Origin of the sequence: Desulforamulus aquiferis (assembly GCF_030577015.1) — a bacterium.
GTDB classification, from domain to species: Bacteria; Bacillota; Desulfotomaculia; order Desulfotomaculales; family Desulfotomaculaceae; genus Desulfotomaculum; species Desulfotomaculum aquiferis.
Window position 1 is genome coordinate 41,067 of record NZ_JARPTC010000012.1, and the last position, 25,326, is coordinate 66,392.

The window sequence follows — 25,326 nt, forward strand, 5'->3', positions numbered from 1 at the left end:
CGGTCTGTTATAAATAATCCAGAAAAGGCACAAAATAAATCAGAATTTTACCAGGAAAGGAAACCATAGCTTGTTTAGGAAAATTCGTAGTCCTAAGAAGATAAGTCGTAATGCTGAACCTAATACCTTATCATATTGCGCCAATAACATCCCCCCCGGGGCTGCATTAAGTCCAGACTTACCATGTAATCTTCAACTGCTGGAGGATATCTTTAAAAATTGCAGCGATGTGATTATTAGACAATTTGTTTGTGCTCAGAATGAAGAGATAAGGTTAGCTTTAATATATGTGGATGGTCTAATAAGTCAGAGACAGGTCAGTGACCAAATAATGCGGGCACTTTCACTAGAATTACCATTAACTGATGCTGGTGAAAAGCTAACAAAGGCTAATGCACTGCATTTTATCAAAATGCGAGGCCTCTGCATGCATCAAATTAAGGAGACTGAAAATATTTCAGATGCCATTAATGCTATTTTATCCGGTGATACGGTTCTCCTGGTAGACGGACATTCTAGAGCCATTATCAACGGCAGCAGAGAATGGGCCTCCCGGAGTGTAGAAGATTCTAAGATCGAGGCTGTGGTTCGCGGCCCCAGGGAGGCATTTGTAGAAACCCTCTTAATTAACACCTCCATGCTAAGGCGCAAGATTAAAAATTCAAATTTAAAAATTGAGTTATTAAAAATTGGGGATAAAACTCAGACCGATGTGGCAGTGATATACCTCGATGGGGTAATTGATGAAAAGCTCGTGGCAGAGGCAAAGAAGAGATTAAGTAAAATAAAAATTGATGGGATCCTAGAATCAGGTTATATAGAAGAGTTTATACGGGATAGTCCCTATAGTCCCTTCTCCACCATATTTCATACAGACAGGCCGGACAGAGTGGCAGCCAATCTATTGGAGGGTCGTTTGGCTATTTTAGTTGACGGTACTCCTGTAGCCCTGACTTTACCTACGGTATTTGTAGAAATCATACAGAACCCGGAGGATTATTACCAGAACTATCAATTTGCCATGGCAGTTCGTATTCTGCGGGTAGTAACCCTGTTTATGTCACTGCTTGTGCCCTCTGTTTACGTTGCTGTCATAGATTTTCATCCTGAAATGATCCCCTCTCCCTTGCTGTTAAGTATTGCTGCACAACGGGAGGGTGTACCCTTTCCGCTCTTTGTGGAAATATTGATTATGGAGATCGTATTTGAAATACTTAGGGAAGCGGGCATACGACTTCCCCGCCCTGCTGGCCAGGCAGTTAGCATAGTAGGGGCTTTAATTGTCGGTCAGGCTGCGGTGCAAGCAGGATTAGTTGGCGCAGCAACAGTTATAGTGGTTGCCCTAACGGGCATTGCCTCCTTTACCTTATATTATGGCGGGGGGCTAGCTATTCGGTTGCTGAGATTTCCAATGATGTTCCTGGCTGCGTCCCTGGGGTTATTTGGCTTAATATCAGGTGTTATTTTTTTGGTAATTCACCTGGCAAGTATACGTTCTTTCGGGGTCCCCTTTTTATCCCCGTTGGCACCTGCAAGTCCAAGTGGGTTTAAGGATACTGCCGTTCGTTTTCCTTGGTGGGCCATGGGTAAACGCCCGGAATTAATTGGACAGGAAAATCCCCAAAGGGAAGCCCCAGGCTTAAAACCTGAGGCAACACAAAATTAAGTATATGGAATGAAGGGCAGGCGGGTGAGAAAATAATTGGGTAAAGGAGTAATTGCTAAAAAGTCTATTTGCTCGCTAGTACTTTTGATAGTTATTTGTATTACGCAAATTGGCTGCTGGAGCTTGAATGAACTGACAAATTTATCCATTGTATTAGCCACAGGGGTTGACAGAACCACAGACGGGAAGCTTCTATTAACAATTCAGATAGCCCGTCCCAGTGCCTTTGCCGGAGGTTCTGAAAAGACATCCGGGTTTCAGGAGAACAATATGTGGGTGATTTCCGGGAGTGGGGATACCATTCTTGATGCCCGGAGGCAGTTAGAGCAAAAGGTATCACGACGTATTTACTGGGGTCATAATGTTATACTGGTGGCAGGTGAGGAATTGGCAAGGGAGGACATCAAACTGGCCATTGATTTTTTTACCAGATCACCAATATCCAGGGAAAACATGTGGGTTCTAGTGGCAAGGGGTAAAGCCTCTGAAGTATTGAACAGCCATTCGCAATTAGAAAATTCTTCTGCCCAGGCCACAAGCCAAATGATTAGAACTGGTGTAGGGGTACAAGTAAATTTAATGGATTTGGGAAGAATGCTGGCCAGCAGAAGTAACCCGGTGCTACCTGTTATAGAGTTGACACCGTCTGGTACTCCCCAGGGACCAGGCTTAAGGGAAAATTTACCAGGGATCGAACCAGGCGAGCAGAAGCTGCCACCGGCCCATGGAGAGATAACCCTCACAGGCTCAGCTGTTTTTAATAAAAATAAGCAAGTGGGCTGGCTTGATATGAAAGAGACCAGAGGACTTCTCTGGATCATGAATAAAGTACAGAAAGGGGTAGTAACAATACCCTCGGCAACTGAGCCGGGAAAAAATATATCTATTAGATTAACGGGGAGCAAAACTGCTATAGAGCCACATTATAACGGTAAAGATATCTGGTTTGATATAGATGTACAAGCTGAAGGAGATATTTTTGAGCAACAATCCACGGAGGATTTATCTAATCCCGAGGTTATTCAAACCATAGATTCAATAATGGCTGAAGAAATTAAAGGAAATATTGAAAACGCATTGGCAAAGGCTCAGGAAGAACATAGAATTGATATTTTTGAATTTGGAGAAAGCTTTCGGAGAAAATATAAGGGTCAATGGGCGCTTTTACAGGAGCAATGGGATGAGGAATTTTCCAATGCTGCTGTAAATGTAAATGTTAGGGCAAATATACGCAGGAGTGGACTTACCACAAAAATATAGCGGATTAAAGGAAAGGGCTGCCCCTCTCAGCAGCCCTTTAGCTTGCTTGTTTATTTTCATTAGATTCATTTAAGCTGCGAATAATTGTGATGGCTAATAAGAGGGGGATAGAGAGTGTGATGGGGAGGGCAAAGTATAAGCCTAAAACTGTATTTTCAGTAAGGGATGAAAAATAGTTCTCTGGGAGAAGGGAGAGTGCAATTACTACTATGGCCATGGGCCATATCAAGATGCGATAATCTTTCAGATTAAAACACTGTGCCAGGCCGACAACGGAGGGAAAGAAAAAGACTGTTCCCTTAACAAAGGAGGCGATAATCCAAATACCCAGGGTTAAAGAAGGGAGGCCTTCAACACCGGGCAGATTAGCCAGCAGGGTCAGCTTGATGCTTGAGAAGGCTAGGTTTTTTGCGTAATCTACCCCGAAGACAGTTAGACCAGTTATTAGCACGGTTATAAGTACCAGGGCACTGATGCTGGTTCCTATTATCACGGACTTATAGGCCTTTTTAGGATCTTTTAACAATGGAAGCCAGAGGGCCATAAATATGATATACTCCCCGACAAAGGACAAGGTTTGAGGTACTAATTGTAAAACGGGGAGGACACCATTTTCTAAAATTGGGGTTAATCTCTGCAATTCCATGTGGGTGAGAGAGTGGCAGCCATAAAAATGATGGAAAATAATATTAAAGGGATAAACAGCTCACAAACCCGCCCAAAGACCTCAATACCATGCTTGCATACATAGGCGATAAGCAAAACTGATACACCTGTCAGGACTAAACCAGGGGTCTCCTCATAAAAAAGGCTGATCATATTAATGCTGAGGTTTAATATAAGGGCGGTGAAATAGGTAAAAGTAAAAATATAGATAAGGTTGTAAAAGTAGCCCAGTGGGCGGCCTAGAATAATTGGTACATATTGGAATATAGTTTTTCCGGGAAAGCGTTTATTTAAGGCGATAAGGCTAAAAGCTATGGGAATGCCAAGGCCATAACCAATAATATAAGACATCCAAGCATCACGTCCGCCAACGGTGACGCTGGCCTCCGTAATCCAGAAAAATATTATACCTACTCCCCCTGCGATCACAAAGGCTGTGGCTTGTTTTGGAGATATCATTTGTTTGTTTAGCACCATGCTCCACCCCTTTTGGTATAGAAACTCCTTAATAAACTCCCAATGCTTTAAAAGGCGCCGGAAGCCTTATGCCCATCATCCATAGACATAGCAGGGAGCTGCCTAGAAGCAGTAAGGCCAGGGAGAATAAAGCCTCTTTCCAGGCTTTATTCTTGATAAGGGGAGTTGTATCGTAGTAAATTATCGAAATTACCGCAATGAATAGTAAAAATAATTGTATGAGCGAATCCATAAAAACCTCCAATATTTAGCACTACAGTATTTTTCCACTATATGGTTGTTCTATGTACGGGTTAACAATTTTTATATAAGACAGTTTTAAAAGGATACATATCCACTGTGCCTATCCAGGCAGGGAATGTATTCAAATTGAAACCAAGATTCCTATGTGATATTCTAATAAAATAGGATTATTGCAAAGGAGGCAGGGATTTGCCAGAGGGATTTGAGGCATTATGGCAGAGAATGGAGCCATATCAACATGAAATAAACTTTTTGATTTTTATACCGCTCTTTTTCATTCTGAGATCAATTATATTGTCCAAGGTTAAAGGAGTATTAAAGTCAAACCTGAGGGATAATCAGCTTTATCCCTTTATACTGTCTCTAGTCAACTGGGGTACCTTCTATGCAATCGTAATCTATGCCATTGTTTACTTTAGGGATACCATGCTGCTTGGGGGAACTTGGTTTAATGTCGGCAGTACGCCAATCAACACCCTCTCCTTCATAATACCCCTACTTATAATCGGACTGGCTGTAAAGTTTTCCGGGTTTGTTTCTCAGTTTTTCCTAAATCGACTTTTTGAAAAACATCAATTGGATATTGGGATGCGGTACACCTTTAATAGGCTAATCCACTATGGGTTAATTGTTATAGCCGTTCTAATCGCCCTGCCTACTATAGGCTTTGATCTGAGTATATTGACAGTCTTTGCTGGAGTGCTTGGAATTGGTGTTGGTTTTGGCATTAGCAACATTGCCTCAAACTTTATTTCCGGTCTAATTATTCTTTTTGAGAGGCCCATAAAAGTGGGCGATAGAATAAAGCTGGGAGAGCTACATTGTGATGTTACCCAAATTAACATTCGCTCCACGGTGGTAAGAACTAGAAACAATGAAACCATAATTATACCCAACAGCCAGTTTATTGAAAGCCAAGTTGTTAATTGGTCCTACGGAGACCCGAAGATTCGAGAGCAAATACTGGTGGGGGTTGCCTATGGTTCAGATGTTAGATTGGTGGAGGAGCTGCTGCTTAGGGCTGCGGAGGAGCAGGAAGAGCTATTAACAGATCCTAAGCCAAGGGTTGACTTTATGAATTTCGGAGAGTCTTCCTTGGATTTTCGACTTCTCTACTGGATTCCTAACCCTGCCCTAAGGGCCAGGGTGCGAAGTTCATTAAACTTCCGCATTTACGAGCTTTTGCAGCGACATCAAGTAGAAATACCCTTTCCCCAGCGCGATCTACACCTGCGGAGTGTCAGTCCTGAATTACTAAAGGGTTTGCAGGTTGAGATTGAACCGGTAAAATCGGGTAATAGGGGCTTAGAGAGGGAGAGACAATAAGGCTGTCGGGAGAGTTTAAGGAAACTTGGACTAAATATGGTTCTAGCAAACCATTAGGCCAAGTTTTTCTTGCCTTGGACAATCCCGGTGCATTATAATTGTATGCGGAAAGGGGATGAAAGAATTGGCCAAACATATCAAAACCTTAAATAAAACTTCTTTACAGGCCTCTGTGAAGGACGGTGGCTGCGGCGAGTGTGCAACCTCCTGCCAGTCAGCCTGCAAAACATCCTGCACCGTAGGCAACCAGGTCTGTGCCAAACAAGCCTAATAAAAGGTAAGGCAGATAGAGATTAAAAACCAAGCCTTGTCCCATGGGGAGCAGTCCCTTTAGGATAAGGTCATTTTTTTGGGGGGCTCTAGGGTGTTACATAAATATATTTTTGACGGTACCAGAATTGTTTTAGATGTAAATAGTGGTGCCGTGCATGTGGTCGATCAACTAGTTTGGGATATTTTAGATATATACCCAGAGGCAGAAGAAAAACTAATAGAGACATTTATCTCCAACTATAGCCAAGAAGAAATCAAGCAGGCCCTTTCTGAAATTGATACCCTGGTTGCTGAAAATCTTCTTTTTACTAAGGATGCCTATGAGGGTAATTACCAGCCTAATTCAAAGGCTGTGGTTAAGGCCCTATGTCTTCATGCAGCCCATGACTGCAACCTGAGATGCAAATATTGTTTTGCCGGTCAGGGTCACTTTGGGGGACCCAGTGGCTTGCTTAGTGCTGAGGTTGGGCGGGCAGCCATTGATTTTCTGATCCAAAACTCTGGTAACCGAAAAAATATAGAAATAGACTTTTTTGGTGGGGAACCACTGCTGAATTTTAAAGTTATTAAAGAACTGGTGGCTTACGGGAATGCCAAGGCTGAGCAGGCAGGCAAAAAATTTAAATTTACCATGACAACTAATGGAGTGCTACTAAATTCCGAAGTTCAGCAATTCCTGCTTGATAACAACATGCCGGCAGTTCTTAGCCTCGATGGCCGGCCCGAGGTTCATGATGCCATGAGACCAACTCCTGCAGGAAGAGGCTCTTATGAAGCTGTGGTGAGGTCTTTCCGAGAATATGTAGGTAAAAAACCAGCGGCAGGTTACTACATTCGAGGAACCTTTACCCGACATAACCTGGACTTTAGTCAGGACGTTATGCATATGTTAGGACTAGGCTTCAATGATATATCAGTTGAGCCTGTGGTAGCGGGCAGCGAAACAGACTACGCCTTTAAGGAAGAAGACCTGCCGGTATTGCTGGAAGAGTATAACAGACTGACCAGGGAGATTCTTGCCCGCAGAATGGCTGGGGAAAGCATAAACTTTTTTCACTTCAATATAGATTTAAATGGGGGCCCCTGCCTGCCTAAACGTATGTCGGGCTGTGGGGCCGGCTACGAATATCTCGCTGTTACACCAGAAGGGGATCTATATCCTTGTCACCAATTTGTTGGTAAAGAAGATTATCTCTTAGGAAATGTCAGTGAGGGCATTAAAAACCAAGGAATTATTGATAATTTTCGTCAGTCCCACATATATAACAAAGAGGACTGCAAAAATTGCTGGGCAAAGTACTATTGCAGCGGTGGTTGTCATGCTAATGCCATTTCCTTTAATAATGATCTGCTAAAACCTTATAATTTAGGCTGCCAGATGGCCAGAAAAAGATTTGAGTGCGCTATCTACCTACAAATAAAGCAGGCTGGTTTAGCATAAAATCTAACAATTAAGGTACCCCGCCTTCTTCAAAGGCGGGGTACCTTTGTTACGGGAAGCAAGTTCTTTACTGTCATATGCTATCGTGATATAATTAAACTTGCCGAAATTTGGTTATAGATGACTTTCCTTCCAATTTTATTGACTATAACATCGAAGGGGGTTGAACTGGTGCGAAACAGAAAGAGACCTAGCCTAATGAAAACGCTTCTAGTTGACCAACTAGATAAGGTAAAAAAAGGTATGCCAACCTTTTTTGTTAAGCACTTAAAAATTAAAAAGGGTTCCGTAACATTGGGTGAGAGGTTAGCCAAGCAAAGGGAAATATTAAAGCAGGGACTTATAGAGGCATCAAACACAGCCAAGGAGTTTGCAGCCTTCCTAGTGGGGTTAAATAAGCAACCGGCCCTCATTAGATACGGGCTTTCATCCCTTGTAGTGATTATGATCGTATTGGGAGTTTTTACCTACGCCCGGGCAAGTGGTCCTTGTGCGGTAGAAATTGATGGGCAGAGGGTAGCGGTAGTTAAGAACAAGACATTGGCCAATGAAATAGTTAATTCCTTGATTGACGAGCAGCAAAGATTAGTCACCTCGGTTAAGCCGGATCAAAGCATTACTTTTAAGACCGCTTTGTTTAGTTGGGGTGAAGTACTAAACGAGAGCGAGTATAAAAGAGTTCTGGCTAGTCATTTATCCTTTGAAACCATTGCTACCGGAATAACTGTTAACGGGGGCCTAAAATGTGCGGTTAAAGATCAGGCCACAGCTGAGTTAGTCCTGGAAGAACTCAAGCAGACCTACCAGGTTGATCCCGGTTTTATAACAGCATTCGAGCAAGATGTCGATCTGGTAGATTTGCCTGTCCAGGCAAATCGTGTTTTGTCGGTAGAAAAAGCTACTAAGCTCCTCAAAGGGGAAAGCGATGTTTCTCGCTATTATACGGTTAAGCAGGGGGATACCATTTGGGATATCTCATCGGCTATGAATGTTAGTGCTGAGGAGCTCCAAGCAGTAAACCCTGATCTTAATCCGGACAAGATACAAATTGGGCAGCAAATAAAGATGGTGGGGGCATTAGATCCCATTATCAATGTTGTTGCCTCGGCCGAAAAAACCGTCCAGGAAGAGATAGTATTGGCCCAGGAGGTTAGGAGAAACCCCAATTTACCCTACGGGCAAAGCAAGGTTATACAGCAAGGTGAAAAGGGATTAAAAGAAGTTACCTATCACATTGTCGCTGTTAATGGCATGGAAACTGAGCGCAAGGTCCTTAAAGAAACAGTGCTTAAAGAGGCCAAGCCTCAGATTGTTGAGCGCAGCTCCCAGACTATGATTGCATCCAGGGGGCTAAGTAGGCCGGCTGGTGCCATATTGTCACCCTTTGGCATGAGAAATGGAAGCATGCACACAGGAGTAGACCTATCAGGGGCATATGGCTCCCCCATAGCAGCCTCTCAAGCTGGTACTGTCATTAGGGCAGGCTGGTATGGCGGTTACGGTAATTGTATTGATATAAACCATGGTGGTGGAGTAGTTACTCGCTATGCTCATTTATCCAGTATTTCTGTTAAGAATGGGCAATCCGTGGAAAAGGGTCAAACCATCGGCAAGGTAGGCTCCACAGGGAGATCCAGCGGACCTCACCTGCATTTTGAAGTAATTATTAACGGAGTTCCCAAGAATCCGGTGGGTTACTTATAAGACGTATGAAACCTCCCAAAAGTAACGCGGGAGGTTTACTTTTTTCAAACAATTTGTTATTATTGACCAGAGCATTTGATGCCGCCGAAATAAGAATAGAGGTGTTGCCTTTTGTTTAAAGGATTATCTCCCAGGGCCAGGCAAAAACGACTGCAAAGAATTGTCCTCGGAGTACTTGTGGTTATACTCTCTATGGGATTAATAGGTTCCTCTATTGCATGGACTGGCTTAGGAGGAGCACTCAGTGACCCCCAATACCCAGCAACCCTTGAAGAACGCACAGCCCAATTGGAACAACAAGCAAAGGAAAATCCCCAGGATACAAACCTTTTACTCTCCCTTGCGTCCTTTTATATCAGAGCGGGTAAACAAGAACAGGCAATTGACACCTACCAACAGGCTTTGATAAATGAGCCAGACAATGTTCCTGCCAGACAAAACCTGGCCCTGCTGTACTATACCCAAGGCAATTTGGATGCTGCTGAGCAGCAGCTACAAAAGGCCCTAGAAGTAGAACCGGCCAGTGCCGATCTAAATTACCAGTATGCCAGCCTCCTGGCAGAGAAAAAGGAATACGACAATGCCATAGCAGCTATGGAGAAGGTTCTTGAAACAGAAAAAGAAGGACCTAGGGCAGAAGAAGCCCGCAGGTATATAGAAGATTGGAAAGCCGCAGCCGGGAGATAATACCCCGGCTGTTTTTATTTACCGCTAGGACTTAGACCCCGATAATAATATAATTAAGCTAATCAATTAGTTGAATGGGGTGTCTAAGATGAGGCAGGAAACACATTACTTTGGCCGTTTTGAGCGTTCAAGGATAAATCGCTATTTAGGTCTAACCTTAGCTGCCTTGGTTCTAATGGCAGCTATTTTTATGAAGATACCAAATTTAGTTAGAGGCGTGACCTACAATGCTTTTAGAGAAGGATTTAAACAGAAAGCACTTTGGACTACAAGGGATATGGAGGCAATCTCCGGAGAGCACTTCATAGTACGCTACACTCCTGGTAACCATCAAGATGCAATGTTGGTCTTAAATACCGCAGAGCACTTTTATGCACCAATTGCCGAGCATTATGGCTACACCAAAAAAGGCAAGATACCAGTAATTGTATACCCATCAAGATCTGAGCTGAATCGTAATTTTGGCTGGGAAGCCAATGAAAGTGCTATGGGGGTATATTGGACAGGCATTATAAGGGTATTATCCCCAAACCTATGGGTCAGGGCAGATGAACCGGAGGAATATAGTAAGGAATTTATGGAGTCAGGCCCTATGGCCCATGAGTTCACCCATTTAGTTGTGGACTATATAACAGGTGGTAACTACACCCGCTGGTTTACTGAGGGATTGGCTCAGTTGGAGGAATATAAACTTACAGGATTTGAGTTTGATGAGCCCGGAGCATCCTTGGATCAGCCCCTTTATCGCCTAACAGAGATGGATATTAATTTTGATAACCTTCCAAACCAATCTTTAGCCTACCGACAGTCCTATTTGGCAGTTAGCTATATAGCTACCGAGTATGGTGAAGATGCTATTAAAGCTATTCTTAGCAGTCTGGGCAAGGGCAATCGAATGGAGAAGGCATTTGCTGAGGTTCTAGGTCTATCTATGGAGGAATTTGAGCAAAGTTATTGCCATTGGGCCCTTAAACTGGAATAATTAACACCAGTTATAGGACTTTTAGCCAGTATTTGCGAAAAAAGCAGGATTTGACCATGCCTTTAGAGAATATAATCGTGTTGTTCCGGGGAGCGACAATTTTAGGGGGTCAAAACATTTGAGCAAAATCATTATAACAGGAGGCAACCCACTACACGGCAAGGTTAAAGTAAGTGGTGCCAAAAACGCTTCCCTCGCCATATTGTGTGGTACCTTACTGGCTGAGGATGAAGTTGTCTTAGAGAATGTTCCGGATATTAGTGATGTTCGGATTTTATTAGAGATCTTGGGAAATATGGGTTGTGGTGTGCGTTGGATTGAAGAAGACGTTTTGAGCGTCAAGGGTCCCCAGCGCTTATCAGATGATGCCCCATATAAACTGGTAAAGCTACTGCGGGCTTCTAATTTATTGCTAGGCCCGATGCTGGCTCGCTTTGGCAAGGCTAGGATTTCACTGCCCGGCGGGTGCAACATTGGAGTTCGTCCCATGGATTTACACTTTAAGGGACTGGTGGCCCTGGGAGCTAACCTAAATTTAGAGAGGGGCTCAATTCAGGGTAAATCCAAGCGTTTAATTGGGAACAGAGTTTATCTAGACTTTCCCAGTGTAGGGGCAACTGAAAATATTATGATGGCCGCCTGCCTGGCCGAAGGGCAAACAACCATTGAAAACGTAGCCAAGGAGCCGGAAATAGTTGATCTGGCTAATTTCCTCAACTCCATGGGTGCCAGAGTAAGGGGTGCGGGAACGGATTTAATTAAAATTGAAGGAGTTCCCCACTTAAAGGGTGGCAGATATTCCATTATCCCAGACCGTATAGAAGCCGGTACCTTTATGGTGGCCTCAGCAGCCACCAGGGGAGATGTGCTGCTGGAAAACGTAATCCCTCGACACCTGGAACCCCTTACAGCTAAACTGCGTGAAGCGAATGTTGAAGTGATTGAAGGCGAGGACTCAATTAGAGTTAATGCTGATCAAATTGATGCCAAAAACATCGATATTAAAACCATGCCCTACCCAGGCTTTCCAACGGACATGCAATCACAAATGATGTCCTTCCTTTCCACAATATCGGGGACAAGTATCATTGTAGAAAATATCTTTGAAAACCGCTTCCAGGTAGCCGATGAGCTAAAACGCATGGGAGCCAACGTCAAGGTCGAAGGCCGGATGGCCGTTATCGAAGGAGTTCCAAGCCTCCAGGGCACCCAGGTCAAGGCCTCGGATCTTAGGGCCGGCGCAGCACTGGTCATCGCCGGTTTAATGGCTCATGGAGATACAGAAATCTCAAATGTACAATACGTAGACCGTGGCTACACCCACCTAGAAACCAAACTAAACAGCCTCGGCGCCCAGGTAAGAAGAGAATAACACACCCACCCCAAGGCGTGCCAACCAGCACGCCTTTAGTTTTAGGGGTCAGGCCAGACTTATTTCTAAAGTGCCGAAATATGGTAAATATATGTTCGCAGCTACCTAATTTAAGAGCCTATCAATGGCCAAGTGGAAGTACAGAGACGTGTTTTTTTATTTCCTGGTTATTGAAGTTTAGGCTATGCTGGTTTAAGATTTACGGTATTAATATCTAAAGTGTTGGCAATTTTAGTTGTTATAGATCCTACATAATTTGGGGTGTGCAATATGAAGATTACAATATTGACCGTAGGTAAATTAAAGGAAAAATACCTGATAGAAGGTGTCAAGGAATACCTTAAACGCCTAAGCTCCTATGCCAAGTTGGAAATAGCAGAGGTAGCAGACGAACCCTGCCCGGATAATGCTTCCCCAGCAATAATAGAGCAAGTTCGCCAAAAGGAAGCCGAAAAACTCCAAAAGCGCCTCAGACCAGGAACCTTCCTAATTGTCCTAGATTCCCGGGGAAAATTACTCTCATCAGAAGAACTAGCCACCCAAATACAAGACCTAGCCCTAATCGGCCGCAGCGACCTAACCTTCATAATCGGCGGCTCCCACGGCCTCCCCCCAGAAATAACAACCCAAGCAGATCTCCTATTCTCCCTATCCAAACTAACATTTCCCCACCAACTGGTCAGACTAGTGGTATTAGAACAAATTTACCGAAGTTTTAAGATAATTAAGAATGAACCATACCATAAGTAACGGCTAAAACGATGTAGCAAGGGTGTGGCAAGGGGACGCTTCACTTGCCACACCCTTAATAATAAAAAAACCTAAGCCAACTGGCTTAGGGGCATACTCTATCTACATGATAACTTAGGGAAAAGAAAAAGTCTATTATTACATCAGAATTCCAGATATAGTATAAATACTACTGCAGTGGAACAACAGGTAAATGAAAAGAGGATTTAAAATGGATAAGATTAAAATTCAAAATCGCCCGTTCGGTCCCTTTCCTACCATGCTTGTGGGAGCGGATGTCAATGGGAAGCCCAACTATGTTACGGTGGGTGCATGTGGGGTAGTGAGTTTAAAGCCAATGCTGTATATTTCGCTGAAAGGCACTCATTATACAACGGCTGGCGTTAAGGAAAACGGATATTTTAGTGTCAATATTCCCCCAGCTGATCTGGTTGAACAGACAGATTATTGTGGTATCGTGTCAGGAAAAACAATAGATAAGTCAAACGTATTTCTTCCCTTTTATGATGAATTGGGAAAAGCACCAATGATTAAAGAATGTACGATGAATTTTCTCTGTAAAGTTATTCAGGTTACCCCTATAGATGATTTTGAAATGTTCCTGGGAGAAATTGTTGCGGTATATGTGAATAAGGATTGTTTAACAGACGGCAAGCCAGACCCTTTGAAGATCAACCCAATAATTATGATGGGTGCTAGTTATTATGATCTAAATCAATTAGTGGGCAATGCTTTTAAGGCGGGATTAAAAATATCGGAGGCAAATAAAAGCTGATGAAACATTGGTATAAAAACAAGAATATTTATACTACCTAGTTTTGGGCTATAAATATCATAGCGTGGCAAGGGAAACGTCCCCTTGCCACGCTATGATATTTTATGGGAATAAAGGGGAGGAGAAAAACTAATAATAGAGGGAAAAGTTGTAAAGGCGGCCTAGGTTTCATGAGTTGGAGTATTGGAAAGAGTATTTATCGTAAAGAAGGGCTAGAAAAGGTAACGGGGATTGCTAAATATACTGATGATTTTTCTAGTAAGGATATGCTTCATATAAAACTGGTTGTTAGCTCATATGCACATGCAAAAATAAAGGCGATGGATATTACAAAGGCATTAGAATCTCCAGGGGTAAGGGGTATTATAGCTGGTCAGCCATTTCCCATGACTGGGGAGGAAATAAAGGACCGCCCTCCGATTGCCTATGATAAAGTTCGCTATCATGGTGAGCCGGTAGCTGCTGTGGTGGCAGATACTGCTCTTCAGGCAAAAAGAGCTGCCGATTTAATAGAAGTTACCTATGAACCATTACCAGTTATAAACTCCCCCAAGGAAGCCCTTATTTCAGGGGCTCCATTAATCCATGAAAATTTATCTGCATATGAAAGAATAGAGCATGTCTATCCGGAGGCTAATACAAATATTGCAGATCGCACTAAAATCCGCAAAGGGAATATGGACGAGGGGTGGAAGAAAAGCGACGTAACTGTAGAAGGGAGCTTTTCTCTTTCGCCGTCTGACCATATAGCAATGGAAACCAGATGTGTTATAGTGAAAATTCTACCTGATGGCTATGTTGAATTTACATCTGCTACTCAGTCTCCATATATGATTAAGAAGTTAATGAAGGATTATTTTAAGCTTGAAGAAGGAACGGTAATAGTAAATGCTCCTTTAGTAGGTGGTGGGTATGGCGGAAAGGTAGCTGTTCAGCTAGAATTGATTGCTTATATGGCATCGGTGGCTGTTGGAGGCAGACCAGTGAAGCTACAAAATACCCGGGAAGAAGACATGATTACCTCACCTGTGCATATTGGCATGGACGCTGATATTAAGCTGGGTGCAACAAAAGATGGAATATTAACCGCAGCTGAAATGGTATATAGGTTTGACACAGGGGCATATTCCGATAAAGGGGCCACAATTAGTCGTGCTGCAGCAGTTTCTTGTACAGGCCCTTATCATATTGAGAATATATGGTGCGATTCTCTATGTGTTTATACAAACCACCCCTATGCAACAGCCTATAGAGGCTTTGGCCACGCTGAGCTTCTATTTGCTTTTGAAAGAGCCATGGATATGTTGGCTAGAAAACTTCAAATGGACCCCCTTGAACTCCGGTTGAAAAATGCATTTTTACCAGGGCATACGACACCTACACAAACCCGCCTTAATGACAGTATGGTAGGAAATTTACCTGATTGCATGGCCAAGCTTAAACAACTAATAAATTGGAATGAGGGACAAGTAATTCAGGTAAGTGATCGAAAAGTCCGTGCTAAAGGGATTAGCTGTATTTGGAAAACCTCAACAATTGATAGTGAGGCTAGCTCCGGGGTGATTTTACTTTTTAATGCTGATGGGAGCATAAACATTGAGTCTGGTGTTGTTGAAATTGGTATGGGTACAAAGACAATACTGGCACAATTGCTAGCAGAAAAATTAAAAATGGATATCAATAAAATTCATGTGAAGATGGAGGTCAATACTCAAACAACCCCCGAACACTGGAAAACGGTAGCCAGTAGAAGTACCTTGTTGGCAGGAAGAGCATTACTTAAAGCAGCAGACGATGTAATTATGCAATTAAAGGATATCGCCTCTAGGGTGCTAATGTGTTCACCTGACAGCCTGGAGGTAGGAAATGAAATGGTGTATGTTCGTAATGAGCCGGATATCTTCATTAAAATTGAAGATATTTGTTATGGATATAAATACCCAAATGGATATTCCATCGGCGGACAGATAATAGGTAGGGGAGAATACATGTTAAGGCATTTAACTCACCTGGACCATGAGACAGGAGTTGGAAAACCTGGCCCAGAGTATACAGTAGGTGCTCAAGGGGTAGAGATAGAGTTTGATACAAGGGACTATACTTATAAAATTCTTAAGGCCTGCTCTGTCATAGATGTAGGGAAGATATTAAATATGAAAGCAGCAGAGGGGCAGGTAATGGGTGCCATGGAGATGGGATTAAATTTTGGAAGCAGTGAAACCTTTGTATTTAGCCAGGATGGAAAAGTCCAAAATTTCCGCCTTCGTACATACACCCCCTTTAGATATGGCGAACATCCGGAATATATTGTCGAATTTGTTGAAACACCCTATATTGATGGGCCATATGGAGCCCGTGGAGTAGGAGAGCATGGATTGATAGGCATGCCGGCATCATTAGCAAACAGTTTGTCTGCGGCAGCTGGAGTAGAGCTGAATAATCTTCCCCTTACACCTGAATTAATTTGGAGAGTTAAGGCGGGGGTGAAGCAAAATTGATTACCTATGATTTTGAGTATTATACGCCCTCATCAATTCAAGAAGCAGTATCTTTATTTCACTCATTGGATCAACAAGGGAAAGAACCGATGTATCTTTCAGGTGGAACAGAAATTATCACCTTAGGAAGGGTTAATAGAATTAGGACCGGTGCAGTCATTGATATTAAAGGAATACCCGAATGTCTGGTGCTAAAAAAAGAAGCTGGCAAGGTTACTATAGGGGTAGCCCAAGCATTGACAAAGATTCGAGAAACACAGTATTTTCCCTTTTTGAACAAAGCCATTGTGGAGATTGCTGACCACACAGCACGAAATAAGATAACCTTAGGGGGAAATATGTGTGCAAATATTATATACAGAGAAACTATCCTGCCCCTTTTATTAACAGATAGTCAAATCACTATTGCAAACTCCTCAGGGTTAAAACAAATGCCAATAAACGAGGTGTTCAATCAAACCCTAAAATTACAAAGGGGAGAGATGCTGGTACAAGTAATTATAGAAGAGAAGGATATTGAATTGCCTTTTCTTTGTGTAAAAAAACGAAAACATTGGGATGTGGGCTATCCTCTAGTCACAGTTGCGGCCCTGAAAAAGAATAATTATCTAAGATTTGCCTTTAGCGGCTTATGCTCCTATCCTTTTCGCAATGAAAAAATGGAGAAAAGTTTAAATAATCAAGAGTTATCTAAAGAAGCAAGAATTCAAGAAGCAATAGGCTATATCCCGGCACCTGTTATAAATGATGTTCATGGTTCTGCAGATTATAGAAGTTTTGTGCTGAAAAATACGTTACAAGATGTTCTAGATAATAAGGGAGGAGCGGAAAATGTATAATTCTGAAATTACTTTAAATGTGAACGGTGAAAATCGTTCCGTGTATGTACGGCATGCAGACACGTTATTATATGTTCTCCGAGAAAAACTAGGGTTAACAGGAGCTAAGCCTGGCTGTTTAAATGGTGATTGTGGTGCTTGTACCGTTGATGTAGATGGTGAATCCATGAAATCATGTTTGCTGCTTGCGGTAGAGGCTGCGGGTAAAAAAATCACTACTGTGGAGGGACTTCAAAACCACCCAATTCAAACAGAGTTTATGAAAAAGTTTGCCTTTCAATGTGGCTATTGTACTCCTGGTTTTATTATGAATTGCTATTCGCTGATTAATAAGTACCCAAATGCTGATGATATACAAATAAAGGATTGCCTAGAATCTAATATTTGCCGTTGTACTGGGTATAAAGAAATAGAAGAGGCTGTAAAAACCGTATTGCCAAACTCTTCCAAAGGATAAGGCACTGTAAACTAATGTGGAGCAGGAAGAGAACCCTCATCAAGGCACCTATTGGAAATACAGTGGTGCCTTACTTTTAATTAGGATTTCCCAGTTGTAGAGCTAGTTGTAATTGTTGGATTGCCTGCTGCAGCTGCTGATGAACATGCTGGAATTGTTGTTTTTGAGCTGGTTGAGCGCTATTTTGAGCCTGCTCTAATTGTTGAGTAGCTTGCTGTAGCTGCTGCTGTGCCAGTTGAATAGCTTGAGGATTAGCTATTTGTGTTGCCTGTTGAATTGTTTGTAATGCTTGCTGGATTGTTTGCTGAGCCTGTTGAGCTGCTTGTTGGGCTTGTTGGTTTTGTTGCATTACTAACATACCTCCTTAGACGTGATTTAATGTATTTTTAATTAATGCTATATATTTTTCTCAAATAATCTTCACCTTATGCACTTGAGACCAAGGGGACGGTTCTACTTTAAAGAACCGTCCCCTTGCAATACTTAAAGCATTATAACTCTCTTTTTTGTCCTTGAAGAAAGATTTTTATTTGACAAAGCATATAATTTGTATTATGGTATTCTTAATCAGGAACACTAATCTGATATCCTTGATATAAAAATGTAAGTTGCAGATAAGTGGTGACAATTATGGGTTTAACAGAACTGCTTATGCATTTCAACCTAACCAGGCAGGAAGCAACTATATATAAAACCCTGTTTGCAGAAGGAGAACTAACTGGTTATGAGGTTGCTAAGCTGACGGGTATTTCCCGATCCAATACCTATACATCCCTTGCTGGCTTGGTGGCAAAGGGTGCAGCCTATGTAATTGAAGGGGCAGCCACACGCTACACGCCTGTCCCTATAGAAGAATTTTGTGAAAATAAAATTCGGCAGCTGCATCAAATTAAGCAGGACTTAGTAAAAAATATGCCGGTTAAGAAAGAAGATACTGAAGGCTATATTACAATTACAGGCGAAAAAAACATATTAGACAAAATAAAAAACATGTTGCTTGAGGCTAAAGAAAGAGTTTATCTTTCCGTAGCCCAGAACACACTCACCTTAATCCTGCCGGAATTAAAGGACGGGCTTTCACGGGGGTTAAAGCTTGTGATTATTACAAATCATTCCTTTGAGCTTATGGATGCGACAGTTTTCCAAGCTGAAAAACCACCTCATCAAATAAGACTCATTGTTGATTCCACAAAAGCTTTGACGGGGGATATACCAGAAGGTGAGAATGCAAGTTGTTTGTTTTCCAAAAATAAAAACCTTGTAGAACTTCTGAAAGAATCTCTAAAAAATGAAATAACACTTATAGATATAATGAAAGGAAAGTAATGGAACAATGAAAAAGACCTTTGTAAATTTGGAGCAGTTGCAGGAGATTACCCAAAAACACCCTACACCTTTTCACTTGTATGATGAAAAGGGTATCAGGGAAAATGCGCGCAGGCTAAAGAAGGCCTTTGAGTGGAACAAAGGATTCAAGGAGTATTTTGCGGTAAAGGCCACCCCGAACCCTACAATCATGAATATTTTAAGAGAAGAGGGTTGTGGTGTGGACTGCTCTTCCCTAACAGAGTTAATGCTCTCCGAGGCGGTGGGCTTTAATGGCCATGAAATTATGTTTTCATCAAATGTGACCCCCGTTGAGGATTTTAAATACGCTAAAAAAATGGATGCCATTATTAACTTCGATGATATAACACACATTGATTACTTTAACAACATTGCAGAAATGCCTGAAACCATTTGCTGCCGCTATAATCCAGGCGGTGATTTTAAAATCAGCAATGCCATTATGGATAAGCCTGGTGAGGCTAAATACGGTTTTACCCGCAGCCAACTCACTGAAGGCTTTATCAAACTAAAGAATTTGGGAGTTAAGCACTTTGGTCTCCATGCATTCCTGGCCAGCAATACCACAACTAATGAATATTACCCGGAACTTGCCAGGATTTTGTTTAAAACGGCAGTGGAGTTGAACCGGGAGACCGGTGCACATATCTCATTTATTAATCTGTCCGGTGGCGTGGGGATACCTTATCGTCCTGAACAAAATCCCGCCGATATTATGGCAATTGGCGAAGGGGTAAGACAAGCCTATGATGAAGTACTTGTACCGGCAGGCATGGACGACGTTGCCATATACACTGAACTCGGCAGATTTATGTTAGGACCATATGGTTGTCTCGTCACAACTGCCATACATGAAAAACACATACACAAGGAATATATCGGCCTTGACGCGTGTGCTGCAAATCTTATGCGTCCTGCCATGTATGGTGCATATCATCATATCACGGTTATGGGAAAGGAAAATTTACCCTGCGACCACAAATATGACATTACAGGTGGGCTTTGCGAAAACAATGATAAATTTGCCATTGATCGCATGCTGCCGAAAATTGACGTTGGAGATTTGATTGTCATACATGACACCGGAGCCCACGGCTTTGCAATGGGTTATAACTATAATGGAAAGCTTCGCTCGGCTGAAGTGTTGCTTAAAGAGGACGGCAGCACCGAACTCATTCGTCGGGCAGAAACACCTGCCGATTACTTTGCGACCCTAAACTTTACCGATTTTATGAAAAAGAATCTGTTCTAAGCTGTATCAGAAACTAAATAGATAGAAAAACGATGACATCACTTTTGGTGTCATCAATTTTTTACAATACGCCAGATCACGCTTTTGTTAGTATAGAGGCAAGGAGGGCATTATGAAGATAAATATTAAGAATAGGGAATACTTGCTGGCCAACCTAGCCATAGCCATTGCGGTAATATTTTGGGGAGTTTCCTTTATAAGTACGAAGATAGCGGTAGCTGAGGTTCCACCTACTACCCTGGCCCTTGTGCGATTTATCATCGCCTCTGTCGCCCTTGGTCTGCTGCTTAAAAAGGTTGAGCCCACGTCTAAAGTTGATAAAAGGGACAGGCCGAAGATGGTGTTAGGAGGGCTGTTAGGTATTACCTTTTACTTTTATTTTGAAAACCTGGGAATAAAATTAACCACAGTTGTCAATGCATCGCTCATTGTCACCATTGTCCCACTTGTTGCTATACTGCTAGATGTATTGTTTTTTAAAAGCAGGCTAACGACTTTGAAATTGCTGGCGGCATTAATCGCTATAGTAGGTACATACCTGTCGGTAACTGCCAACGGGCAGATTGATTTTAGCTCAACAAATTTTAAAGGAAACCTGTTAATGATTTGTGCCATGCTGTGCTGGGTTTTTTATACCCTGGTTAATAAATCTCTCCAAAGAAAATACTCTGGAATTTGCATGACCACCTATCAAACAATCTATGGTACTTTATGTTTGATACCCTTATCCTTATTAGAATATCAAGAATGGAGATTATTCTCACTAACAACATTGGGGCATATCCTATTCCTGGCATTTTGTTGTTCTGTTGGCTGTTATATATTATATATGTACGCATTAAAGCATTTGGATGTTGCCATAACAACAGTTTATCTAAATCTAGTTCCCGTTATCGGAGTGGTCTGTGGATTTCTCATTTTAAATGAGGCTGTACTTCCCATTCAACTAATTGGGGGATTGTTAACCTTTTTTGCCATTATAGTGGTTAATATGGATGGATTGGTTCAAAGAAGGCAACTGAGTAGTACTAATGTTGAAAAGTGTTAAAAATACACATTTCCCACAGCCGCTTAGCATCGAGAGTATATGCTTTCGATGTTTTTTTATTGCAGGAAAATTCGATAAAATTGCAGAATAATTATATATTTACCAATATCTACACCGTTTTATGCCTGGAGGTCAAAATGACTGGTAAACACAGAGATAAGAAGGCTATCATACTTGTCTTGCTGGTTCTAGTAGTAGGTTTAATTGCAGGGTGTGGAACAGGTATTTCCAACAAGGCTGAGCATCTTTATGTCTCCAAAGGGGTTCTGAACTTAGATGAGGTGAAATGGAATGATAGCCCAATAATAAAGCTTGATGGTGAATGGGAATTTCACTGGCAGAAAATAATAGGTCCGGCTGAATTTGCTAGTAAACTAGAAGAACTTACCCATTACCTTCAAGTTCCCGGACTTTGGAATAATGCAGTTATAAATGGAGAAAAATTACCCCCTGAGGGTTACGGAACTTTTCGTCTAGTGATTAACTCCTCCAATGTTCAGACTGGGATTGCCCTAAAAATGCCGGCGGTATATTCCGCCTACAAGCTCTGGTGGAATGGGGAACTGGTTATTGACAACGGGGAAATAGGGACATCAAGGGAATTGGTAAGGGCTACCAGAGAACCGGGTGTAATTAGTTTGCCAATACAGCAAAATGAGAATCAATTAGTATTGCAAGTTGCTAATTTTGAATATTACCGAGGGGGTTTAAACAAATCCATTTATTTTGGCAGCAAAGAGTTATTGCTAAAGGAACGAAACTTTACTGTCATTAGAGATATGTTTTTAGCAGGAGCAGTCTTTGTAACAGGACTATTTTACCTTGGGCTGTATTTTTTGCGCAAAAGTGAGAAGGTTGCCCTTTACTTTGCAATCATTTGTATGTTCTTTGTATTACGTTCATTACTAATAAACGAAGTAGTAATTTCAATCCTTATATCTGATTTTGATTGGGCAATCGGCAATAGGCTTGAAGCTGCCTTTAGCTACCTGGGAGTACCAATAATTTTTGTGTTTTTTTCAGAACTGTTCCATGGCGTAATAAACCAAAGGTTTAAAAAACTTTGGCAATGGAGCTTGCCCCTTTTGGCCCTCTTTGTATTGACCGCCCCTCACAAAGTATACGACAACCTGTTGCTCATCTACTTTATACCCTTGGTTTTAAGCGGCATATATGTTTACTGTTGCATCGTTAAAGCAGCCCTTCTTAAAATCCAGGGTGCTTTTCCTCTGTCGATTACCGGACTAATCTTTTTGGTGTCTGGTATTAATGATATTTTATTAAATTACGGTGTTGTCAAAACATATAATATTTTTACCTATGGGCTGGTACTACTCATCATATCTAAAGGCTATATACTGCTAAGAGGTTATGTTCAGGCCTTTGCCCAGATAGAAAAGCTGGCTGAAGAGAATAAGTCCATGTATATGAATATACGTGCTTTAAATGATAATCTAGAGAAAACAGTAAATGACAGAACCCAGGAACTATTAGCAGCCAATGAAAAGCTCAAATGTTTATCTACCTTGGATGGATTGACAGGTATTCCAAATCGCCGGGTCTTTGAAGAGGTCATGGGACAGGAAAAAGAATTAGCACCAAAAAATTCAACTCATTTGGCGGTTATCATGTTGGATATAGATTTCTTTAAAGAATTCAATGATTTGTATGGGCATCTTAACGGGGATGATTGTATTAAGAAAGTAGCCCAGGCATTATACGCCTATGCCCTAGAAAATGGTGCTTTTGCAGCCCGCTACGGCGGGGAGGAATTCGTGCTGATTCTACAAGGAAAAAATCAAGAAGCAGTAGCAGCATTTGCCGAACAATTAAGGCAAAGGATAGAGGGCCTATGCATACCCCATAGTCTATCAGAGGTTTCGAAATATGTGACTATAAGTTTAGGAGTCTGCTGGGTGACCGATAAAAATGAGACCAGTATCAAGAAGGTTTTAGACGAGGCAGATAAGGCCCTTTACCAAGCTAAACAAAAAGGACGAAACAGGATCTGTGCAGTGGGATTATACCCCAAAACCCCTGACTCTTAACTTCTTTATATCCTCAGCCGTAATCGAACCATTTTTATCAATAGAAATAAGACCCTCCTTTTTTAATTCGGATATGGCATTGCTAACGGATACTCGGTGGGCGCAGGCAAGGGAGGCCAGTTCGTTGTGGGTAACACCAATATTTTCAGTCTTGGCTTTAATATCGGTAGCCCCTTCGGCCAGCAAACAGTAAAGCAGTCGGGCAACCTTTTCCACAGTACTGCGAAAGGCCAGGTCTTCTATTTGTGTTGCTAGTATCCGAGCCTTAATGCTCATTGATTTTAAAATAATATGTGCAATCCCCGGTCGGGAAACAACATCCCAATATCTCCTGTAATTGATGATTGTAGCCTCAACAAACTCCATGGCGATAGCATTATAGGAAGTGGGTTGTTTGTGAAAAAAGGCTTCCTCTCCCACGAAACCTCCAGGAGTGACATAAATAACGGGTTTTTCTACGCCTTCCGGACTTAATAAGGTGTAGCGAACCGTTCCATGGTGCAAAAAGAACATGTTATCACCCCTGTTACCCATGTCTAAAAGTACAGCCCCTTTTGTATAGGTTTTCTTAGCTCCAATTTCAGTAAGAAAGTCAATGTCTTCTTTATTTAATGGGGCACCACCTAAAAATTGTGATTTTAACCAGGGCGATGTTGAAAGATAATCGTTTCTATTATAAACCATAAAAATACACCCCTTGAGTAGATTCTGGTTCCTAACAAAATATGGGAAAAAGCATGGAATTATAATTCCATGCTAAAGTATTAATATATCAGTATAAACCTCCTAAAGCAAACCAATGAATTTCCAATAAGGAACGAGTATTAGCAAAAGGAATATTAGGTTTAATAGCATCTTTATGCTAAAGATTTTTATAAAGTCCTTTAAGTGAATTAGGCCAAAGGAGAAGAATATTAATACAAGGGCATATTCATAGGGCATGATTATTTGGTCACAGCCATGGAAGATGGTATAGTAAAAGGCCATGGGATTTATGTCCAACTTAAGTGCCACTTCAGTAAGTGGGACGGTAAAGGCTGCAAATATAGCCAGTGGGGTCAATAAAAAGTTACTGACTACACACAAGAGCCAAACCAGGCCAATGGTGACGTAGATTCCGTTTGAAGACATCAAGGGCAGGACCGCCTCCGCCAGCATCTTACCAAGACCCAGTATGTTTGCTGCCGCACCGATACCCATGCAAGCAGTAACAAAAAAGAGCAGAGAAAAATTTATCCTCTTAATATCATTTTCGGTACCTATATTGATGCCAGGCAGATATAATAAAATTGCTGCTAAAGGAAAGCCCCAGCCAATATCAATGCCATGAATGCCGCCGGTGATTAGAAAGATAACTAATAATGAAGTAACAAAGATGGCTTTTTTCTCACCGGAGGCTAAAGCTCCTAGCTTACCATACTCTCCTGAAAAATAATCCTTGCAATCAATGGGCTGGTCAGGTTTAAACACCTTGGATATTATAAATACCATTAAGAAGCACCAAAGGATGTTAGGAATATTTTGAATAAAATACTGTAGCCAGGTAATTGGTGTGGAGTGGACTGATGACGCAACACCGATAATTATAGCAAAGTTTGGATTGTAGAAAAAGAATAGCGGCAACAGAGCAGCAAAAGCCCCCGTCAGCATAATGCCGGCCGACTCCTTGGACTTTCCTAAGTTTAAGGCCTTACATATGCCATAGGTAAAGGCGGCCATAGGAATCACTGCCTGGGCAGGGATAAGGATGTTTAAGATAATTCCGGCAAACATAATGCCATATAAAATGCCATTATAGGTACCGCCGGTTTTAATAATGCACCAATAGGCTATTCTTCTTAACAAACCGATACTATCTAAAGTATTTGCCAACAATATTCCGCCCAAGAACATCCAGGGTATGGTAGTTGCCCAGGGTCCGAAGACAGCGGTGGAGGGTGCAACTCCAGAAACAACATAGAAAATGGGCAATAACAAAGAGGGAATTAACTGTGGCAGCAGCTCAAAGGCAAATAACAATATGGCAAATAATGTCCCGGCCAAAAACAATCTAATTTGATGTGTGAAAACCTCATTTATTGGCACAAGCATCAATACAAGGGGTAATGTGATAGTAATGGCCCAAAGCAATATTTGTTTCTTGTTTTTATCAGAGGCTTCCAATATTGTTGGGGTTTTATCTACCATGGTTTCTGGCATAATTCAACCCTCCATC

22 protein-coding genes and 1 pseudogene are annotated in these 25,326 nt (G+C 41.8%); 18 read left to right on the forward strand and 5 right to left on the reverse strand.

All coding sequences use genetic code 11. The features are described 5' to 3' along the window. Positions 1–70: 70 nt before the first annotated feature. Positions 71–1,666 (forward strand): spore germination protein, encoded by a 1,596-nt coding sequence (locus tag P6N53_RS08595; RefSeq protein WP_304542427.1) that lies wholly within the window; start codon positions 71–73, stop codon positions 1,664–1,666. Positions 1,667–1,702: 36 nt separating this feature from the next. Then, positions 1,703–2,926 (forward strand): Ger(x)C family spore germination protein, encoded by a 1,224-nt coding sequence (locus P6N53_RS08600; protein ID WP_304542428.1) that lies wholly within the window; start codon positions 1,703–1,705, stop codon positions 2,924–2,926. 37 nt (positions 2,927–2,963) lie between these two features. Here the strand turns inward: P6N53_RS08600 and P6N53_RS18745 are convergent. Both P6N53_RS18745 and P6N53_RS08615 read right to left on the reverse strand, forming a co-directional pair. Continuing rightward, positions 2,964–4,069 (reverse strand): annotated as a pseudogene (locus P6N53_RS18745) (GerAB/ArcD/ProY family transporter). Between the two features lie 28 nt (positions 4,070–4,097). Further along, positions 4,098–4,301: a hypothetical protein gene (locus P6N53_RS08615; protein WP_304542431.1), complete on the reverse strand. Its 204-nt coding sequence runs from the start codon at positions 4,299–4,301 to the stop codon at positions 4,098–4,100. A gap of 200 nt (positions 4,302–4,501) precedes the next feature. Here P6N53_RS08615 and P6N53_RS08620 point away from each other — a divergent pair, with 200 nt between their 5' ends. The 12 genes from P6N53_RS08620 (at position 4,502) to P6N53_RS08675 (ending at position 17,416) form a co-directional block, all read left to right on the forward strand. After that, complete coding sequence (locus P6N53_RS08620) at positions 4,502–5,638, forward strand: mechanosensitive ion channel family protein (protein WP_304542432.1); 1,137 nt, start codon at positions 4,502–4,504, stop codon at positions 5,636–5,638. A 124-nt stretch (positions 5,639–5,762) separates the two neighbouring features. After that, entirely contained in the window at positions 5,763–5,909 is a 147-nt protein-coding gene (gene scfA / locus P6N53_RS08625) for a six-cysteine ranthipeptide SCIFF (RefSeq protein WP_315988210.1), read from the forward strand. 93 nt (positions 5,910–6,002) lie between these two features. Beyond that, positions 6,003–7,352, forward strand: coding sequence for a thioether cross-link-forming SCIFF peptide maturase (gene scfB, locus P6N53_RS08630; protein ID WP_304542434.1), 1,350 nt, complete (start codon positions 6,003–6,005; stop codon positions 7,350–7,352). Between the two features lie 171 nt (positions 7,353–7,523). Next, positions 7,524–9,056 carry a M23 family metallopeptidase gene (locus P6N53_RS08635; RefSeq protein ID WP_304542435.1) on the forward strand — a complete coding sequence of 511 codons (1,533 nt, stop codon included), beginning with the start codon at positions 7,524–7,526 and terminating at the stop codon, positions 9,054–9,056. A gap of 111 nt (positions 9,057–9,167) precedes the next feature. Next, positions 9,168–9,743 (forward strand): tetratricopeptide repeat protein, encoded by a 576-nt coding sequence (locus P6N53_RS08640; RefSeq protein ID WP_304542436.1) that lies wholly within the window; start codon positions 9,168–9,170, stop codon positions 9,741–9,743. Positions 9,744–9,831: 88 nt separating this feature from the next. Beyond that, entirely contained in the window at positions 9,832–10,725 is an 894-nt protein-coding gene (locus P6N53_RS08645) for a peptidase MA family metallohydrolase (protein ID WP_304542437.1), read from the forward strand. A gap of 118 nt (positions 10,726–10,843) precedes the next feature. Next, the gene (murA, locus tag P6N53_RS08650) at positions 10,844–12,097 is read left to right on the forward strand and encodes a UDP-N-acetylglucosamine 1-carboxyvinyltransferase (RefSeq protein WP_304542438.1); all 1,254 of its coding nucleotides are present in this window, start codon (positions 10,844–10,846) and stop codon (positions 12,095–12,097) included. 270 nt (positions 12,098–12,367) lie between these two features. Further along, the gene (gene rlmH / locus P6N53_RS08655; RefSeq protein ID WP_304542439.1) at positions 12,368–12,847 is read left to right on the forward strand and encodes a 23S rRNA (pseudouridine(1915)-N(3))-methyltransferase RlmH; all 480 of its coding nucleotides are present in this window, start codon (positions 12,368–12,370) and stop codon (positions 12,845–12,847) included. A 211-nt stretch (positions 12,848–13,058) separates the two neighbouring features. After that, on the forward strand, positions 13,059–13,622 hold the full coding sequence (locus tag P6N53_RS08660) for a flavin reductase family protein (RefSeq protein ID WP_304542440.1): 564 nt from the start codon (positions 13,059–13,061) through the stop codon (positions 13,620–13,622). Positions 13,623–13,792: 170 nt separating this feature from the next. After that, complete coding sequence (locus tag P6N53_RS08665; protein ID WP_304542441.1) at positions 13,793–16,120, forward strand: xanthine dehydrogenase family protein molybdopterin-binding subunit; 2,328 nt, start codon at positions 13,793–13,795, stop codon at positions 16,118–16,120. Continuing rightward, on the forward strand, positions 16,117–16,959 hold the full coding sequence (locus P6N53_RS08670) for an FAD binding domain-containing protein (protein WP_304542442.1): 843 nt from the start codon (positions 16,117–16,119) through the stop codon (positions 16,957–16,959). Before P6N53_RS08665 ends, P6N53_RS08670 begins: the two co-directional genes overlap by 4 nt. Next, positions 16,952–17,416: a (2Fe-2S)-binding protein gene (locus tag P6N53_RS08675; protein WP_304542443.1), complete on the forward strand. Its 465-nt coding sequence runs from the start codon at positions 16,952–16,954 to the stop codon at positions 17,414–17,416. Before P6N53_RS08670 ends, P6N53_RS08675 begins: the two co-directional genes overlap by 8 nt. Positions 17,417–17,492: 76 nt before the next feature. Here the strand turns inward: P6N53_RS08675 and P6N53_RS08680 are convergent, their stop codons facing one another. After that, complete coding sequence (locus P6N53_RS08680; RefSeq protein WP_304542444.1) at positions 17,493–17,765, reverse strand: hypothetical protein; 273 nt, start codon at positions 17,763–17,765, stop codon at positions 17,493–17,495. A 281-nt stretch (positions 17,766–18,046) separates the two neighbouring features. Here P6N53_RS08680 and P6N53_RS08685 point away from each other — a divergent pair, with 281 nt between their 5' ends. The 4 genes from P6N53_RS08685 (at position 18,047) to P6N53_RS08700 (ending at position 23,111) form a co-directional block, all read left to right on the forward strand. Continuing rightward, positions 18,047–18,742 carry a TrmB family transcriptional regulator gene (locus P6N53_RS08685; RefSeq protein ID WP_304542445.1) on the forward strand — a complete coding sequence of 232 codons (696 nt, stop codon included), beginning with the start codon at positions 18,047–18,049 and terminating at the stop codon, positions 18,740–18,742. Positions 18,743–18,749: 7 nt separating this feature from the next. Then, a complete protein-coding gene (locus tag P6N53_RS08690; protein ID WP_304542446.1) occupies positions 18,750–20,015 on the forward strand; it encodes a diaminopimelate decarboxylase in 1,266 nt (421 codons plus the stop codon). 112 nt (positions 20,016–20,127) lie between these two features. Next, positions 20,128–21,063 (forward strand): DMT family transporter, encoded by a 936-nt coding sequence (locus P6N53_RS08695; RefSeq protein ID WP_304542447.1) that lies wholly within the window; start codon positions 20,128–20,130, stop codon positions 21,061–21,063. A 137-nt stretch (positions 21,064–21,200) separates the two neighbouring features. Next, positions 21,201–23,111 carry a diguanylate cyclase domain-containing protein gene (locus P6N53_RS08700; protein WP_304542448.1) on the forward strand — a complete coding sequence of 637 codons (1,911 nt, stop codon included), beginning with the start codon at positions 21,201–21,203 and terminating at the stop codon, positions 23,109–23,111. Here P6N53_RS08700 and P6N53_RS08705 read toward each other — a convergent pair. Both P6N53_RS08705 and P6N53_RS08710 read right to left on the reverse strand, forming a co-directional pair. Continuing rightward, positions 23,085–23,795: a Crp/Fnr family transcriptional regulator gene (locus tag P6N53_RS08705; protein WP_304542449.1), complete on the reverse strand. Its 711-nt coding sequence runs from the start codon at positions 23,793–23,795 to the stop codon at positions 23,085–23,087. The genes P6N53_RS08700 and P6N53_RS08705 overlap by 27 nt on opposite strands. 102 nt (positions 23,796–23,897) lie before the next feature. Further along, complete coding sequence (locus P6N53_RS08710; RefSeq protein ID WP_304542450.1) at positions 23,898–25,310, reverse strand: SLC13 family permease; 1,413 nt, start codon at positions 25,308–25,310, stop codon at positions 23,898–23,900. Positions 25,311–25,326: the final 16 nt, after the last annotated feature.

What these genes read in the sequence shown, in the direction of transcription:
- P6N53_RS08710 (WP_304542450.1), bottom strand. Translation starts at nt 25,310, where the DNA reads ATGCCAGAAACCATGGTAGATAAAACCCCAACAATATTGGAAGCCTCT.
- rlmH (WP_304542439.1), top strand. Translation starts at nt 12,368, where the DNA reads ATGAAGATTACAATATTGACCGTAGGTAAATTAAAGGAAAAATACCTG.
- P6N53_RS08645 (WP_304542437.1), top strand. Translation starts at nt 9,832, where the DNA reads ATGAGGCAGGAAACACATTACTTTGGCCGTTTTGAGCGTTCAAGGATA.
- P6N53_RS08665 (WP_304542441.1), top strand. Translation starts at nt 13,793, where the DNA reads ATGAGTTGGAGTATTGGAAAGAGTATTTATCGTAAAGAAGGGCTAGAA.
- P6N53_RS08700 (WP_304542448.1), top strand. Translation starts at nt 21,201, where the DNA reads ATGACTGGTAAACACAGAGATAAGAAGGCTATCATACTTGTCTTGCTG.
- P6N53_RS08695 (WP_304542447.1), top strand. Translation starts at nt 20,128, where the DNA reads ATGAAGATAAATATTAAGAATAGGGAATACTTGCTGGCCAACCTAGCC.
- P6N53_RS08615 (WP_304542431.1), bottom strand. Translation starts at nt 4,301, where the DNA reads ATGGATTCGCTCATACAATTATTTTTACTATTCATTGCGGTAATTTCG.
- P6N53_RS08660 (WP_304542440.1), top strand. Translation starts at nt 13,059, where the DNA reads ATGGATAAGATTAAAATTCAAAATCGCCCGTTCGGTCCCTTTCCTACC.
- P6N53_RS08680 (WP_304542444.1), bottom strand. Translation starts at nt 17,765, where the DNA reads ATGCAACAAAACCAACAAGCCCAACAAGCAGCTCAACAGGCTCAGCAA.
- P6N53_RS08705 (WP_304542449.1), bottom strand. Translation starts at nt 23,795, where the DNA reads ATGGTTTATAATAGAAACGATTATCTTTCAACATCGCCCTGGTTAAAA.
- P6N53_RS08685 (WP_304542445.1), top strand. Translation starts at nt 18,047, where the DNA reads ATGGGTTTAACAGAACTGCTTATGCATTTCAACCTAACCAGGCAGGAA.
- P6N53_RS08675 (WP_304542443.1), top strand. Translation starts at nt 16,952, where the DNA reads ATGTATAATTCTGAAATTACTTTAAATGTGAACGGTGAAAATCGTTCC.
- P6N53_RS08690 (WP_304542446.1), top strand. Translation starts at nt 18,750, where the DNA reads ATGAAAAAGACCTTTGTAAATTTGGAGCAGTTGCAGGAGATTACCCAA.